At 67.7% G+C, this 14,856-nt stretch carries 12 protein-coding genes; 4 read left to right on the forward strand and 8 right to left on the reverse strand.

From position 1 onward, the window contains the following. Both Q2100_RS18420 and Q2100_RS18425 read left to right on the forward strand, forming a co-directional pair. A partial coding sequence (locus Q2100_RS18420; protein ID WP_407667651.1) for a non-ribosomal peptide synthetase occupies positions 1-4,755 on the forward strand: 4,755 nt, incomplete at its 5' end. Between the two features lie 26 nt (positions 4,756-4,781). Continuing rightward, on the forward strand, positions 4,782-5,693 hold the full coding sequence (locus Q2100_RS18425) for a class I SAM-dependent methyltransferase (RefSeq protein ID WP_302915218.1): 912 nt from the start codon (positions 4,782-4,784) through the stop codon (positions 5,691-5,693). A gap of 11 nt (positions 5,694-5,704) precedes the next feature. On the opposite strand, the gene Q2100_RS18430 is transcribed toward Q2100_RS18425, so the two are convergent. The 5 genes from Q2100_RS18430 to Q2100_RS18450 form a co-directional block, all read right to left on the reverse strand. Further along, on the reverse strand, positions 5,705-7,063 hold the full coding sequence (locus Q2100_RS18430) for a bifunctional o-acetylhomoserine/o-acetylserine sulfhydrylase (protein ID WP_302915219.1): 1,359 nt from the start codon (positions 7,061-7,063) through the stop codon (positions 5,705-5,707). Between the two features lie 376 nt (positions 7,064-7,439). Further along, a complete protein-coding gene (locus Q2100_RS18435; RefSeq protein ID WP_302915220.1) occupies positions 7,440-7,808 on the reverse strand; it encodes a nitrile hydratase accessory protein in 369 nt (122 codons plus the stop codon). Further along, the gene (gene nthB, locus Q2100_RS18440) at positions 7,805-8,470 is read right to left on the reverse strand and encodes a nitrile hydratase subunit beta (protein ID WP_302915221.1); all 666 of its coding nucleotides are present in this window, start codon (positions 8,468-8,470) and stop codon (positions 7,805-7,807) included. The genes Q2100_RS18435 and nthB overlap by 4 nt, the downstream gene beginning before the upstream one ends. Next, positions 8,467-9,105, reverse strand: coding sequence for a nitrile hydratase subunit alpha (gene nthA / locus Q2100_RS18445; protein ID WP_302915222.1), 639 nt, complete (start codon positions 9,103-9,105; stop codon positions 8,467-8,469). Before nthA ends, nthB begins: the two co-directional genes overlap by 4 nt. Positions 9,106-9,161: 56 nt before the next feature. Beyond that, the gene (locus Q2100_RS18450; RefSeq protein ID WP_302915223.1) at positions 9,162-10,388 is read right to left on the reverse strand and encodes an argininosuccinate synthase-related protein; all 1,227 of its coding nucleotides are present in this window, start codon (positions 10,386-10,388) and stop codon (positions 9,162-9,164) included. Between the two features lie 711 nt (positions 10,389-11,099). Between Q2100_RS18450 and Q2100_RS18455 the strand changes: the two genes are divergently transcribed. Beyond that, positions 11,100-11,867, forward strand: coding sequence for a class I SAM-dependent methyltransferase (locus Q2100_RS18455; RefSeq protein WP_302915229.1), 768 nt, complete (start codon positions 11,100-11,102; stop codon positions 11,865-11,867). A 26-nt stretch (positions 11,868-11,893) separates the two neighbouring features. Here the strand turns inward: Q2100_RS18455 and Q2100_RS18460 are convergent, their stop codons facing one another. From Q2100_RS18460 to Q2100_RS18470, 3 genes are all read right to left on the reverse strand, one after another. Further along, positions 11,894-12,607, reverse strand: coding sequence for a Type 1 glutamine amidotransferase-like domain-containing protein (locus Q2100_RS18460; RefSeq protein WP_302915224.1), 714 nt, complete (start codon positions 12,605-12,607; stop codon positions 11,894-11,896). A 2-nt stretch (positions 12,608-12,609) separates the two neighbouring features. Then, complete coding sequence (locus Q2100_RS18465; RefSeq protein WP_302915225.1) at positions 12,610-13,434, reverse strand: universal stress protein; 825 nt, start codon at positions 13,432-13,434, stop codon at positions 12,610-12,612. 355 nt (positions 13,435-13,789) lie between these two features. Next, positions 13,790-14,149, reverse strand: a complete 360-nt coding sequence (locus tag Q2100_RS18470) for a hypothetical protein (RefSeq protein ID WP_302915226.1) — start codon at positions 14,147-14,149, stop codon at positions 13,790-13,792. Positions 14,150-14,253: 104 nt separating this feature from the next. On the opposite strand from Q2100_RS18470, the gene Q2100_RS18475 reads away from it, so the two are divergent. Beyond that, positions 14,254-14,856, forward strand: a 603-nt coding sequence (locus Q2100_RS18475; protein ID WP_302915227.1) for an antitoxin Xre/MbcA/ParS toxin-binding domain-containing protein, incomplete at its 3' end; no start/stop codon positions are given.

Raw genomic sequence — 14,856 nt, forward strand, 5'->3', positions numbered from 1 at the left:
TTCGGTCGACTCGGTGGTTCGCCGCACGCCGCCGGTGTCGATGAGCTGTGGCGGATCAGTCAGGACGGTGTGTCGATGACCGCCGCCGCGACCGCGGTGCCGATGCCCCTGGCGCACACGGTCGCGCTGAACGCCGGCACCATCGACACCGACGCCGGCCCGCACCTGCACGCCAACTGGACGTGGGCGCGTTCGGCGCTGGATCACGATCAGGTCAGCCGGTTGAGCCGGTTGTGGTTCGACGCCCTGGCCGGCATCTGCGCGCATGTGCGCGGCGGCGGCGGCGGGCTGACCCCGTCGGACATTCTCCCGGCCCGGCTGGATCAGCACCAGATCGATGAGCTGGACCAGCGACACGACATCGCTGATGTCCTGCCGTTGACCCCGCTGCAGCAGGGGCTGCTCTATCTCGCCAGCACCATGCGCGATGGCGGCGACGACGTGTACGCGGTGCAGCTGGCCTTCACCGTGACCGGTCCGCTCGGTCCGCACGGGCTGCGCGATGCGGTGCACACGGTGGTGAAGCGCCACCCGCATCTGGCGGCCCGGTTCTGCGCCCAGTTCGACGAGCCGGTGCAGGTCATCCCGGCCGATCCCGCGCCGGGATGGCGCTACGTCGAGCTGGACGTCGACGGCGCCGACGAGCAGATAGAGCGGGTCTGCGCCGAGGAGCGCGCCGCGGTCTGCGATCTCGCCGACGGGCCGGCCTTCCGCGTGGCGCTGATCCGCATCGCGCAGGATCGCCATCGGTTGGTGCTCACCAACCATCACATCGTGATGGACGGCTGGTCGCTGCCGATCCTGCTGGGCGAGATCTTCGCCGGCTATTACGGTCAGCGCCTCCCCGCGGCGGTCCCGTACCGCAGATATGTCGCGTGGCTGGCCACCCGGGATCGAGCCGCCGCCGAGGCCGCATGGCGTGCGGTGCTGGCCGGCTTCCAGACCCCGACACTGGTCGGTCCGGCGCAACGGTCGGGGCCGAACACTAAGGGCGTGGCGGCATTTCGAGTGCCCGAGGCGACCACGCGGGCGCTCGGGGAGCTGGCGCGCTCGCACCACACCACCGTCAACACCGTGCTGCAGGCCGCGTGGGCGCAGCTCCTGGTGTGGCTGACCGGTCAGCAGGACGTCGCCTTCGGCACCGCGGTGTCGGGCAGGACCGAGGTGGCAGGCGCCGAGGCGATGGTGGGCCTGCTGATCAACACGGTGCCGGTGCGCGCGACCATCACGGCGGCCACCACCACCGCCGAATTGCTGGACCAGCTGCAGCGCGCGTACAACGACACCCTGGACCACCAGCACCTGGCGCTCAACGAGATCCACCGGATCACCGGCCACGATCAACTGTTCGACACGCTGTTCGTCTACGAGAACTACCCGATCGACACCGCCGCGATGTCCGGCGACCACGAGTTGGCCGTCACCGACCTGGCCATCGGCGAGTACAACCACTACCCGCTGACGGTGCAGGCCACGCCCGGTCCGGAACTGGGCCTGCGTGTCGAGTTCGACGCCGATGCGTTCGACGCGGCCGGCATCGAGGCGCTCGTCACGCGGTTGCAGCGGGTGCTGGAGTCGATGACCGCCGACCCGGCCCGGCGGGTCTCGGCGATCGATGTGCTCGACGTGTCCGAGCATGGCCGGTTGGACGAGATCGGCCACCGCGCCGCGTTGACCCGGCCGGCGCCGCCCGCGATGTCGGTTCCGGCCATGTTCGCCGCACAGGTGGCCCGCACCCCCGACGCGGTGGCCGTGACCTTCGAGGGTCGCTCACTGACCTACCGGGAACTGGACGAGGCCGCCAATCGGCTGGCGCACCTGCTCACCGGTCACGGCGCCCGTTCGGGTGAGTACGTGGCCTTGCTGCTCGAGCGCTCGGCCGATGCGATCGTGGCGATCTTGTCGGTGCTGAAGACCGGTGCAGCGTATCTGCCGATCGACCCGGCGTTGCCATCGGCGCGGATCGGATTCATGCTCGCCGATGCGACACCGGTCGCCGCGATCACCACCACCGAATTGGCCGGCCGACTCGATGGCTTCGACACGGTGGTCATCGAAGTCGACGATCCCCGCATCAGGGACTGTCCGGCCACCGCGTTGCCGGCGCCGAGTCCGGACGACGTCGTCTTCCTCATCTACACCTCCGGCACCACCGGTGTCCCGAAGGGTGTGGCCCTCACCCACCACAACCTGACCCAGCTGCTGGCATCGATCGACACGTGGCTGGAACCGGATCAGGTCTGGGCGCAGTGGCATTCGCTGGCCTTCGACGTCTCGGTGTGGGAGATGTGGGGTGCGTTGTTGCGCGGTGGGCGGCTGGCGGTGGTGCCCGAATCCGTCGGTCGCTCACCGGAAGACCTCCGCGCCCTGCTCATCAGCGAACACGTCACCATGCTCATCCAGACCCCGTCGGCGGTGGGAATGCTGTCATCCGAGGGGCTGGACGGCGTGACACTGGTGGCGGCGAGTGAGGTGTGCCCGGCCGAGGTGGTGGATCGGTGGGCGCCCGGGCGAATGATGTGGCATGCGTACGGCCCCACCGAGACCACGGTGTACACGTCCATGAGCGGGCCGCTGGCCGTGGGGTCGGGGGTGCCGCCGGTCGGCATTCCGGCAGCGGGGAACGCCTTCTTCGTGCTGGATGGATGGTTACGGGCGGTGCCCGCAGGAGTGGTCGGTGAGTTGTACATCGCCGGTGCCGGGGTGGGCGTCGGATACTGGCGCCGGGCGGGGTTGACCGGGTCACGGTTCGTCGCGTGTCCGTTCGGGGTGCCGGGGGCGAGGATGTACCGCACCGGGGATCTGGTGCGCTGGCGCGCCGACGGGCAGCTGCAGTTCATGGGCCGCGCCGACGAGCAGGTCAAGATCCGGGGCTACCGCATCGAACTCGGCGAGATCCAGGCCGCCCTGATGCGGCTGGACGGCGTGGAGCAGGCCGTGGTCGTCGCCCGCGAGGACCGCCCAGGCGACAAACGCCTGGTCGGTTACGTCACCGGCACGGCGGACCCGGCGGGGCTACGCGCCGCGTTGGCCGAGCGGCTCCCGCAGTACATGGTGCCTGCCGCGGTGGTCGTGCTGGAGCGGCTGCCGCTGGCGGTCAACGGCAAGCTCGACGCGCGCGCCCTGCCGGCGCCCGACTACCAGGATGCGCACCCCTACCGCGCTCCGACCGGCCCGACCGAGGAGGTCGTGGCCGACATCTACGCTGAGGTGCTCGGCGTCGACCGTGTGGGGGTCGACACCTCGTTCTTCGACCTCGGCGGGGATTCGCTGTCGGCGATGCGGGTGATCGGCAAGATCAACATGACCTTGGACATCGACCTGTCGGTGCGCGCCATCTTCGACGCGCCATCGGTGAGCGGACTGAGCCTGCGGGTGGACAGGCACGATGACGAGGAGGAGGCCGGCCACGGGCCGCGCTTCGCGTCCGTGCACGGCCGCGACAGCACCGAGGTGCACGCCCGCGACCTCACGCTGGACAAGTTCATCGATGCTGCGACGCTGACCGCCGCCCCGACCCTGCCGCGCCCGGGCGCCGAGGTGCGGACCGTCCTGCTCACCGGAGCGACCGGCTACCTCGGGCGATACCTGGCCCTGGAATGGCTGAAGCGGATGGACCTGGTCGACGGCACGCTGATCTGCCTGGTGCGAGCCGCGTCCGACGAGGAGGCGCGGCTCCGCCTGCACAAGACCTTCGACAGCGGCGACCCGGGACTGCTGCGGCACTTCCAGGAACTCGCCGCCGATCATCTGGAGGTCATCGCGGGTGACAAGGGCGAGGCGAACCTGGGGCTGGACGAGGAACTCTGGCAGGCGCTGGCCGAGAGCGTCGATCTGATCGTCGATCCCGCGGCGATGGTCAACGGTGTCTTCCCCTACAGCGAGCTGTTCGGTCCCAACGTCGTGGGCACGGCCGAGTTGCTCCGTTTTGCGCTCACCTCGAAACTCAAGCCCTACGGCTACGTGTCCAGTGGCGACGTGAGGAACCAGATCGACCCGTCCGAGTTCACCGAGGATGCCGACATCCGGGTCATCAGCCCCACCCGCATCAACGACGGCGGCTTCGGCAACGGATACGCGAACAGCAAGTGGGCCGGCGAAGTGCTGCTGCGCGAGGCCCATGACCTGTGCGGGCTGCCCGTCGCGGTGTTCCGCTGCGACGTGATCCTGGCCGAGCCGACCTACGCGGGCCAGCTCAACGTGTCGGACATCGTCAGCCGAATGGTGCTCAGCATGGTGGCCACCGGCCTGGCGCCCGGCTCGTTCTTCGCGCGCGACGCCGCAGGCAACCGGCAGCGCGCCCATTTCGACGGGCTGCCCGTCGATTTCGTCGCCGAGTCGATCGCCACGCTGAGTGCCCGGATGGGCGACGGGTTCGCCACCTATCACGTGATGAACCCGCACGACGACGGCATCGGGCCCGACGAGTACGTCGACTGGCTGGTGGATGCCGGTCTGCCGATCAAGCGCATCGACGACTTCGGCGAGTGGTTGCACCGGTTCGAGACGGCGCTGGGCGCTCTGCCGGAGAAGCAGCGTGAGCACTCGGTGCTGCAGATGCTGCAGCTGCGTCCTTCCGGACACTTCGACCTTCCCGAGCCGATGCAGGGATCATGGGCGCCGACCGACAGGTTCCGGTCCGCGTTCAAGGAAGCGAAATTCACATTGGACCGGGACATCTCGGACATCCCGCACGTCACGGCGCCCGTCATCATGAAGTACGTCACCGACCTGCGACGGTTCGGACTGCTCTAGCCAACGACGATCCCCGGAGGAACAAAATGCGCCGAATCGCCCTCTCGATCTACTGGGGGTTCCTGACGGTTGTCCGCTCCTTCACCCTGGTGCGACAGAAGGATGCGGCGGCCTACTACACCACCCTCGGAGACGATGTCATCGACTTCCTGGACGAGGGCTTCGTCGACGACGACAAGCCGTTGTGGCTCAACCTCGGCTATTGGAAAGAGGCGCGCACCTACCCCGACGCCTGCGTCGCGATGGTGGAACTGCTGGGAACGCGAGCCGGACTGCAACCAGGCGACGAAGTCCTCGACGTCGGCGTGGGTTTCGCCGAGCAGGACTTCGTTCTCCTCGACCGCTTCAAGCTGTCGCGCGTCACGGGCATCGACATCACCCCCGTCCACATCGAGAAGGGCAGGGAGCGGGTCGCCAAGCGCGGGCTGCAGGATCGCATCGACCTGAGGCTCGGTTCGGCGACCGCGATGGAATTCCCCGACGCGACGTTCGACACAGTCCTGGCCCTGGAGTGCGCGTTCCACTTCGACACGCGTGAACAGTTCCTGCGCGAGGCATTTCGAGTCCTCAAACCCGGAGGGTCCATCGCGATCGCCGACATGCTCCCGGTTCCGGGCAAGAAGACGAGCCGGGCCACCGCCTTCGCACGCAAGTACGGCCACGTTCCGGAGGCCAACCTCTACGACCGCGAGGAGTACCCACGGCGGCTGTCTGCCGCCGGATTCGGCGATGTCCGTGTGGAGTCGATCCGGCAGGACGTGTTCCCCGGCATGGCCAAGTACAGCCGCCAGCGCGTCGAGGGGAAGAAGATGGACGAAGTGGTCGTGGAGGTGTCGGAAGACGACCGAGCCCAGTGCCGCGGCGTGGAGATCTGGGAACGCGGAGTGGGCTTGACCGACTATGTGATCGCCTCGGCGCGTAAGCCATCGGACGCCTGAGCTTCCGGCGTTCAGTGAGCCGTTGCCGCACCGATCACTGCTCCGGCCATCGTGACGTCCCCGCACTTCCGTGACGCGGCGAAGCCGAGTTCCAGATCGGCCAGGATGTCGTCGATGCCCTCGATGCCGACGGACAATCGCACCAGCCCTGGGCTGACGCCGCAGGACAGTTGCTCCTCGGGGCTCAACTGGCCGTGGGTCGTCGATGCCGGGTGGATCACCAGTGAGCGCACGTCGCCGATGTTGGCGACATGGCTGTGCAGTCTCAGCGCGTTGACGAACGCCTTGCCTGCCTCGATGCCACCGGCGAGTTCGAACGCGAGAACGGCTCCGGTTCCTCTGGGCGCCAGCCTCTTCGCCCGCTCGTGCCACGGTGAACTCGGCAGTCCCGCATAGTTGACGGACAGCACGCCGTCGTGGCCGGCCAGGTATTCGGCGACCCGTTGCGCATTGGCGACGTGGCGTTCGATTCGTAGACTCAGCGTCTCGAGACCCTGGGCCACCAGGAACGCGTTGAACGGCGAAGCCGCGGAACCCATGTCGCGCAACAGTTGCAGCCGGGCCTTGGTGACGAACGGCGCAGGCATGTCGGCGTACACGATGCCGTGGTAGCTGGGGTCGGGAGCCGTGAAGCCGGGGAAGCGGCCCTGCGTCCAGTCGAAGGTGCCGCCGTCGACGATCACACCGGCGATCGCGGTCCCGTGCCCGCCGAGGTACTTGGTGGCCGAGTGCACCACGATGTCGGCACCCTGGGTGATCGGCTGGATCAGGTACGGCGTGGCGATGGTGTTGTCCACGACCAACGGCACGCCGTTCTCGTGTGCGACGGCGGCGACGCGTGGCGTGTCCAGCACGTCGCTCTTCGGGTTCGAGATGGTCTCGGCGAACAACGCCTTGGTGTTCGGCCGTATCGCCGCCTGCCACGATTCAGGATCGTCGGGATCGACGAAGGTGACCGAGATGCCGAGCCTGGCAAGCGTGTAATGAAACAGGTTGTAGGTGCTGCCGAAGAGCCGCGGGCTCGACACGATGTGGTCACCGGTTCCGGCGAGATTCAGTATGGCGAAGGTGCCGGCGGCCTGTCCGGAGGCCAGGAACAGTGCGGCCACTCCACCCTCGAGCGCGGCGATGCGCTGCTCGACGACGTCGGTCGTCGGGTTGCCGATGCGGGTGTAGATGTTCCCCGGCACCTCGAGGCCGAACAGGGCGGCGGCGTGTGCGGTGTCGTCGAATGTGTAGGAGGTGGTCTGGTAGATCGGTAGCGCACGGGCATGGGTGGTCGCATCCGGCCGCTGACCGGCGTGGACCTGTTTGGTTTCGAAGGACCAATGTGCGGTCGGATCAGGCTGGATGTCGGCGTCGTCGGTCATGGCTGCCTCTGGTGGACGGGACTGGTCTGGTATCGGGATGCTCGCGGCACCCCCGGCTTCAGCAACTGATGACGTCGACCGTCAGTCGTCGGTGGGTAGCGACACGCGCGGTGCGTGAGCGTGCTCGATGTACGCACATCATGTTTGCCATGTCTGGTCGGGGTCTCGTGACCTCGAACCGGCGCTTGTCGAGCCGCCGGCGACTCCCACCAGCGGTGGGAAGGGTGTCGGCCGGCGGGCCGGTGCGTGACGGGGGCGCCCATGAACCATCCGACCACTTCTTCGAAGTGTTCGCTAGGAATTCGGCACCGGAGTTGAGAGTTTTTCCGTCCGTCAGCGTCGTTTCACGCCTGGTGACGCTTCACGCCCGCGTCGGCTACTCGTCAGGACCGGCGTCGAAGTCGCTCGGCTGCACTTCGATCGGCCGGCCATGCGGTGTGCGGTGCGCCGCGCGCTGCCACGCGCCGTGCCAGCGTGCGGTCTCGTCCGGTTCGACGCCCTTGCGCGCCAAGAGGTCTTCGAGTGCGCAGAGCCAGTGGTGGTAGTAGGTGTCGCCCATGTCGGCGTCACCCGCCGCCTGTGCCGCCGTGATGCGGGTGGCGAGCGCGTCGGCCCACTCGGCCCAGCTGTACAGCCCGCGCTCGTGCAGACAGACCGCGATCGCAAAAACCCTTGCCTGCCAGGGACTCTCGAACGTCACCTCGTCGGCGCCGGCGATCGAGGGAGGCGAGTGACGCTGATTCATGCTGGTTCCAGATACGGTTCCCACGCGTCGATCGACACAGTCAGGCCCGGGTCTGCGTCCGGCCACAACTCGGTACCGCGGAACGCCACCCCATAGAGCCACTGCGGCTGTTCTCCCACGCCATGGGCGTTCGAGTCTGCGAAGACATGTGTTCCGTGCACGAATTCGATCACCGCCGGCTTGCCCCGGGCATACCGCGGAAGCCGCGTGTGATGCGCGAAGGGCCCGGTGACCGTGCGCACGCGCTGACCGACGGTGAACCGCGGCTCCGTGGTCGCGGGCCGCTCGGAGGGCGCTCCGCGTGCATACATCTTCGGCACATCGCGTGCGTGCAGGACACGGCGCACCGGTCGCGGTGGGTGTAACGACCGGCCGGCGATCAGTTCGTCGGCGGTGACCAATCCGCCCTCCTCGAGCAGCTTGAGCAGTCCGGCGAACCAGATCTCGTAGTAGCTCCGCCGGTCGTAGTCCGCCAGGGTCTCGCGCGCGGAACGTGCCATGTCGAGGTTCCACACCCCGGCGGCGCCCAGAGCCAGGTGCAGCGCGAACAGCCGCGGCTCCCAAGCCGCATGCCACAGTGCGTGTTCGGAACCGGGGACAACCGGTCCGTGATGCGGTTGGCCGCCCAGATCGGCGTAGGTGACGTACTCCCCGCTGCTCATGCGCCGACGCTCTCCGGCTCACGGGGGAGGCCGGCGCCGATCATCGAATCACGGGTCACCAACGCGGCGAGATCCTCCTCGTCGAGATGTTCGGTGCCCACCGGTCGCAACGGCAGGACGAGGTAACGGATTTCGGCGGTCGAATCCCAGACCCGGATCTCCGTGTCCGGCGGTAGCCGCACACCGAAATCGGCCAGCACACCGCGCGGGTCACGTACCGCGCGCGACCGGTACGGCGCGCTCTTGTACCACGTGGGTGGCAGGCCCAACACAGTCCACGGGTAGCAGCTGCACAGCGTGCAGACCACCAGATTGTGTCGCGTGGGAGTGTTCTCGACGGCGACCATGTGCTCGCCCTGCCTGCCGGTGTAGCCCAGTGACGCGATCGCGGCGGTGGCGTCGGTCAGCAACCAGTCGCGGTAGCCCGGATCAACCCACGCCCGAGCCACCACACGCGCACCGTTGCGAGGTCCGACGCGCGTCTCGTAGGTGTCGATGACCTCGTCCAGTGCCGCTGGATCGACATATCCCTTTTCGACGAGCACGCTTTCCAGCGCCCGCACCCGCAGGTCCATCTCACCGATCGCGCCGGGATGACCCCCGTCGATGCCGGGACTGCGGCCGGGTCCGCTCATCATTCGAGATTACGGCGACGAGACAACCATGCCCTGGAGCGACGCACGGTGAGCGCCTATGCCGTCGAGACGGCAGAACCGTTGAGCCGACTCAGCGTCACGGACCTGGCCGCGGCGGCCTTGTGGTACTCCCACTGCTCGCGATCGCGGATGTAGAGCGGCGAAACGGCCTTCAATCCTTCGAGCTCGAACCCCCCGTTGCGCAGGGTGAACCTGACGGTCCCACTGACGCGATGAGCACTGACTTCGAGGAAGGACTGCAATGCCGTGCGGAGACCGCGGAACCACCGCCCCTCCACGGCCTCCATGATCAGGGCGTCGCCGAGCGTTCGCATCCAACGCAGGGTCTCCACGTCCAGTGTCGCCGATGCCAACTGACCGAAGGCTTCGAGGATGAGTGCCGCGGCGGGTGCTTCGCGCACCTCGAGCACCTTCTCGCCACCTTCCAGGTGCTCCAGGCTGGAGAACCGTCCGATGCCGTAGCGACCGACTTTGGCGTTGATGTTGGAGATCAGTTCGACGAGGTCGGTGACGGGCTCGGCGTCCACCGACACCAGACGCCCCGCGTCGAACCGCAGCTCGATCACCCGACTGGCCGTCTCGGATGCGACAGACCACTCATAGAGATTCTCGTCGATCTGGAAAGCTTCGGGGTCGTCGAGCGTCCCGCTCTCGAACTCCCTGCACCACAGGTTGGTGTCGGTGCTGAGGTACCGATTCGCGAAACCGGAGATCCCGAAACTCTCCTGCAGCTCCAGGCGCTTGAAGTCGCGGGAGAGAGCGTCGAACTCATACGGCGATCCGTAGTAGCCGTCGAAACCCAGGTCGCTGATGGCCCCATTGAGCCTTCGCAGGCTGTTCTGCGACTGATTGGCTGTGTGGAGCAGACACTTCGCCCCGACCGATCGCGCAAGCTCCACACCGACTCGTGCGATCAACGGTCGTGACAGGGATGCACTGATCGGATGCTGTCCGAGATACCTTCCGCCGGCGAGCATCGACGCGTGCACGAATTCCTCGGCGAATTCTCTTCTGCAGTCCACCCTCGTGATGTGTACGTCGAACTTGTCGGCGATGTGCGAGAACTGGCCGATGTCGAAGTCGTCGCCGACGTCGACGGACAGCGCAACCACATGTACGTCGAGTTTCGCCAGCTGCGCCAGGAGATACGCGCTGTCCAGTCCGCCGCCGCACAACGTCACGATCGTGTCATCGGGGCAACACAAATCCTCGATGTCCCTGAAGGAGCGGATCTTCCTGTTGTTCATCAAGTCAGATCCCATGTGTCAACGCCCTATCTGGCTGGGTCCGGGTTACTGCTGAAGACCTCACCGTTGCCTGTGAAGTGCCCGTTCTTTCGCCCGACGCGTCCGAGAGAAAGCGCGCACCGGCGACGCGGGGAAGGCCCGAATGCGACCATGGATTCGCATCTTCCCGACCGGCTCAGGCTAACACTCGGGGCTCCGGTCAGCAAAGAAATTGACGATCATTCTTCCTCATGAGGCATACAGCCTCCGAGGCGCGGCGGCCCGCACCTTTGGACACGTCACGGCCCGGCGAACCATTGTCCCGAGGACCGCGTCCCCGGCAGTCGTTCATTGTCAATTCAAGAACCGCGCTCGGCTGCGTGTCCGACCCGATCCGAACTGTGCCGAGAAATCGGCCTTTTCAAGTATCCCAGCGGCATTCGCGGGCTTCGGCCGGGTGGCGGACGCGCGCTCACGGTTGGTGAGCGGATCTCGAATTCGGCCCGGACCGGCCGGTCGGGATGGGGTCTGTAATCGATGTGACGAGCCGCGGCCGCGTCGCTGCAATGGTCGGATCCGGGCATCGGACAATGCCGGGCACGCATCGGCGAAGGGGGCGAACGCGAGGTTCCGGCAAATATCACCGGACTGCCCGCGAACCCCGGAACCGGGCCGGACGGCGCAAAGTCGAGCGCATTTGCCTTCGACTTCGTCTTTCACGCCGGAGCATGGCTGCCGTCATTCATGATGGTCCACATGGGGACGACACACGACGACATTGTGAGCATGCCCCGAGGCGGGCCGGATGCCTCGTGGCTGGACCGGCGGTTGCAGACCGACCGGCTCGAGTACCTGGACCGCGACGACGTCGACGACCGCAAGCGCAAGGTCATCGAATCACTCGACCGCACCGGCCGGCGGCGGTTCATGGGCAATTACGAGATGTGCGCCCGGGCCGTGCTGGCCGAGGTGACCGACATCGCCTCGCCGAAGATCCTCGAACTCGGGTGCGGTCTGGGTGGGCTGTCGCGCAAGCTCCTGGAGCTCCACCCCTCTGCTCAGGTGACGGCCACCGACGTCGATCCCGCGTTCGTGACCGCCGTCGCCGCCGGCGACCTCGGCAGTCATCCACGCGCCACGGTGCGGGAGATGGACGCCACCGCGATCGACGCCGCCGACGGGTACTACGACCTCGCGGTCTTCGCGTTGTCCTTGCACCACTTGCAACCCGAGCAGGCCGCCAAGGTGTTCGCAGAGGGAACCCGGGTGGCGGACAAGTTGTTGGTCATCGACCTGCGCAGGTGGCGGGCGCCGCTCCAGCTGGGGTTGTTGGCGTTCACGCTGCCGCTCGCCGGGCTGGTCCCGCCGCTCCACGACGCGGTCATCAGCTCGCTGCGCGCCTACAGCCCGTCCGCACTGCGTGCGATCGCCCGGTATGCCGACCCTGCGGTCACCGTCGAATTCCGCACTCAACCCCGGGGCGCGACGGCGGTGGTCGCCGCTCGACCCCGGTAGCCGGACGCACAGACCGGCCGCTCATCTCATTCGTCCGATGCGGTGTGCAACACCGAGCTCGTGACCCGAGCGCACTCGAAACGAAATTCCCGCGCCGGGCGGCGCACCGGCTCCATGGTGGTGTCAGGATGAACGATCACCCCACCGCCGGAGGGGATTCCGAGTCCCGCAGCCCTTCCCTCGAGTGAACCGATCGCACGGGACAGCCGCCTCCACCCGGCCTCCTCGTCGTGGGTGTCGACGACGGCGGGCACGAGATCGAACACCTCGAGCAGGTCGCTCGCGGAGGATTCCGGCGTTTCTGCGATCCCATAGCGGCCGAGTTGAATCGCTCCCGCTGAAATGCCAAGCAGCACAGCCCCTCGCGCGTACCGGCTGAGTATCGCGTCCTTCATGCCGTTCTCCTCGAACGTTTTCCAGCCGCGACGCACGTCGCCGCCGGCCAGTACCACCAGCCGGGCACGCTCCAGAAACGCTCGGTCGTCCGCGGGGAACGACGATTCGATCATCCGTCGATCGGTCACTCCAACCGCATCGACCGCCGCCTCGAAGATGTCGTAGAACTCCGGGCGGTCCCCGTTGGATGCCCCGATGTACGCGGCGCAGATCGGTGTGTCGCGAATCAACCCGGCGAGGACCGTGTCGAGGAACAGTCGGCCCTGCCGCTTCCAGAACAGCAACTGGCTGTCCGCCAGCAGGTAGAGCGGCTGCCGTTGCGCGGCGGAATCGAAGCGGTCCACCGCTATGCGCCGGGCACCACCAGCACCGGCCGATGCGAGAATTGCAGCGTCGCCCGCGCGACACTGCCGAGCAGCACCTGACGCAGTGCCGATCGCCCGCGCGACCCCACGACCAGTACCGCCGCGCGGCGGCGCGCCGCGACGTCCACGAGGACCTCCGCCGTCGCCCGTGCCGAGCCACCGCCCGGCTCGATCACCACACCGTCGGCCGCGGCGGTCTCTGCGTCGCCGTCCCCGACCGCGACCGCGACGATCTCCCGGCCGGCGAAGATTCGTTGGGCCGCCGCCAGCGCGCTGTGCGCGCCGGTCGAACCGTCCGTACCGACCACCACCGGTCCTTCGGCCAGCGCGTCGTACTCGTCGGCCAGCATCGGCGCCTGCGCCACCAGGGTGGGCCGCGATGCGTACTGCACCGCGATGTCCGACACCGACCCCAGGAGTGCCTGTGCGCCGCCGAGCCCACGGGAACCGACCAGCACCACGTCAGCGGCGACCTGCTCGGCGAGTTGCGCCAGTACCAGACCCTCTCCGCCCCAGGACCGTTTCACCAGCGGCTCGGCGTCGAGGCCCGCGGCTCTGGCCAGCGTGGTGCCCGTGGCGGCCACCCGCTGCGCTTCGCGCTCGCCCTCGACCTCGGTGAGCTCGACCAGTTCGCTGGCACTGCGTGCGCTGGCCCGCAGCCGCCGCCGGAGCGCATCGCTGGTGAACGGGGGAGTCCACAGGTGCGCCACCCAGGCGTGCGCACCAGGGAGGAGCAGCCTCCCCACGTCGATCGCCGCCGTCGCAGCGGGTGAGCCGTCGAATCCGATGATCACGCCAAGCGGCATGCCAACACCTTCCTCTTCGTCAGTCTTCTGGGTCGCCGATGATCGACGAAAGCTGCTCTTGCACAAGCGGTATCGGCCGTCCGCATGACGATGGGCGTCGGAGGACCGGCCTTCGCCCGGACTGCTCCGAGACGGCGTCCGCTGTGGTCATCGTGACGAACCCCCATGCCGTCGTCGGCCGGTGTTCCCGTGCGCCAAGGCATTCGGGAGCGCGGCGACCCCGCCCGCGGACGTGGTCGCGCGACCTCGAGTGCCGGAAGGCGAACAGTGTTCGCGGCCCATCCTCGAATCCGACCCTAATCCGTCGGACGGTGTGTGTCGTCGAATTGACGCGATCGCCGAGGTGGCGTGCGGGTCACTCGCCGAGCAGTATCCGGCGGTATCGGCGGCGTCCGTCGGCGTATTCGGGGCGGTCGCGGTAGATGATGGTCAGGGTGCCGGGATTCTCCCGGTTGGGCTCCGGGTAGACCGCGAACGTGTCCTCGGGTTGCAGCCCGACGATGCCGATGTAATCAGCCACGAACCCGTCGAGGTCGGCCTTCCATGCCTTGGGGGGCACCACCTCGACATAGGGCTTGACCGCGTTCGGGGCGTAGTCGCCGTGGTGGGCCCGCCGCTTGTCGTTCTCGAGCATCTGCTGGAGCTCTTGCCGGGACAGCTGCGGATTCTCCTGCTGGAGTTGCTTCAACCGGCGCACGTCGTCGAGGAAGCCCATGATCGGACCCTAGCAGCGTCCGCCCGACGTGCATTCCGCGATGACGCAAGAGGAGCCGGTGAGGATGGTTTACTTGTTTATCTTGCTTCGCGTACACTGGACGCATGGCCGTCAGAACCACTTCCAGCGATGCCGCGGCGGCGAAAGCCCGTCGCAGGCGGGAATCGTCGGCAACGGTGAAGGTGCGCAAGCGCGCGGCGCCGTCCGTGGAGGACATCGCGTCGGCGGTGCATACCGCGCTGCAGTCGGCGCCCGCCTCGGTGCGCACCGACTTCGTCGAGACCGTCGCCGACCGCGATGAGGCCGGCCTCGACGACGCACTCTGGGGCGCCGCCCCGTCGACCGACGAGGTGCGGGCAGCCGCGCTGCGGGGCCTGAAGAACGACTTCCTCGCCCGGCGGGAACTACTGGGTGCGTCGCTGTCGCGGCCCCAGGTCGCCGAACTGCTCGGAGTGACGCCGCAGGCCGTCCTCGACCGGTTGGCCGAGGGCGATCTGATCGGGCTCAGGGACGGCCGGGAGTGGCGGATTCCGATGTGGCAGATCAACGCCGGTGCCGAGCGGGGTTTCCTGCCCGGGATCGCGGCGGTTCGCGAGGTGTTCCCGGGCGGACTCGTCGCGCTGAGCAGATGGGTCACCACCCCGAACGCCGACCTCGGCGGCGCGACTCCCGCCGACGCCCTGGCGGCCGGCCGCGTGCCGCAGGTC

The organism is Mycolicibacterium arseniciresistens (genome assembly GCF_030519285.1).
Lineage (GTDB): Bacteria > Actinomycetota > Actinomycetes > Mycobacteriales > Mycobacteriaceae > Mycobacterium > Mycobacterium arseniciresistens.

Coding starts and splice junctions, on each gene's coding strand:
- Q2100_RS18425 (WP_302915218.1), top strand. CDS start 4,782: ATGCGCCGAATCGCCCTCTCGATCTACTGGGGGTTCCTGACGGTTGTC.
- Q2100_RS18430 (WP_302915219.1), bottom strand. CDS start 7,063: ATGACCGACGACGCCGACATCCAGCCTGATCCGACCGCACATTGGTCC.
- Q2100_RS18435 (WP_302915220.1), bottom strand. CDS start 7,808: ATGAATCAGCGTCACTCGCCTCCCTCGATCGCCGGCGCCGACGAGGTG.
- nthB (WP_302915221.1), bottom strand. CDS start 8,470: ATGAGCAGCGGGGAGTACGTCACCTACGCCGATCTGGGCGGCCAACCG.
- nthA (WP_302915222.1), bottom strand. CDS start 9,105: ATGAGCGGACCCGGCCGCAGTCCCGGCATCGACGGGGGTCATCCCGGC.
- Q2100_RS18450 (WP_302915223.1), bottom strand. CDS start 10,388: ATGGGATCTGACTTGATGAACAACAGGAAGATCCGCTCCTTCAGGGAC.
- Q2100_RS18455 (WP_302915229.1), top strand. CDS start 11,100: ATGGTCCACATGGGGACGACACACGACGACATTGTGAGCATGCCCCGA.
- Q2100_RS18465 (WP_302915225.1), bottom strand. CDS start 13,434: ATGCCGCTTGGCGTGATCATCGGATTCGACGGCTCACCCGCTGCGACG.
- Q2100_RS18470 (WP_302915226.1), bottom strand. CDS start 14,149: ATGGGCTTCCTCGACGACGTGCGCCGGTTGAAGCAACTCCAGCAGGAG.